The organism is Frankia sp. CcWB2 (assembly GCF_977927585.1).
Genome location: NZ_CDWRCM010000215.1, coordinates 2,825 through 3,404, shown reverse-complemented (window position 1 = coordinate 3,404; position 580 = coordinate 2,825). Strand labels below are relative to the sequence as shown.

1 protein-coding gene and 1 pseudogene are annotated in these 580 nt (G+C 65.9%); one reads left to right on the top strand and one right to left on the bottom strand.

Features of this window, described 5'->3' with window-relative positions:
• Positions 1-116 (bottom strand): LysR family transcriptional regulator (locus ACY45C_RS18465; protein WP_462188831.1); only part of this gene is annotated, 116 nt, incomplete at its 3' end.
• A gap of 210 nt (positions 117-326) precedes the next feature.
• On the opposite strand from ACY45C_RS18465, the pseudogene ACY45C_RS18460 reads away from it, so the two are divergent.
• Positions 327-580, top strand: a pseudogene (locus tag ACY45C_RS18460) (catalase/peroxidase HPI); the annotation flags it as partial.

Genomic DNA, 580 nt, shown 5'->3' with positions numbered 1-580 from the left:
CTGGACAGCGTCGGCTGACTGACATGCAGGGCCGCCGCGGCGCGGCCGAAATGCCGGTGATCGGCCACCCCGACGAGGGCGCGCAGCTGGGCCAGGGTCGGTTGCGGACTAGCCATAGATTGAGGCTATCAAAGTTGCGAAATTTTTCGATTTCTCTTCCGAGTGGCCGACCGTGACAGTTGTGACAGTGGAGTCATCCCTGCGCGGCTTCTCGATCAACGAGGCCGCCACCGAGGCCGCGGCCATCTACTGGGGCCGGTGTCACGGCTGTTCCACCGCACGCGTTCCTGATCGCTCTTGATATCCGTCTATGCCCGGAGGGTCCCATGTCCGAGAACCATGACGCAGTCGTGTACGACATGAATGCGGAGAGCGGCGGTGGCTGCCCAGTCGCGCCCGGTCGCGCCCCGCACCCCACCCAGGGCGGCGGAAACCGCGGCTGGTGGCCGAACCAGCTCAACCTGAAGATCCTCGCCAAGAACCCCGCCGTGGCCAACCCCCTCGGCGGGGAGTTCACCTATGCCGAGGCCTTCAGGACCCTCGACCTCGCCGCCGTGAAGCAGGACATCGCGGAGGTGCT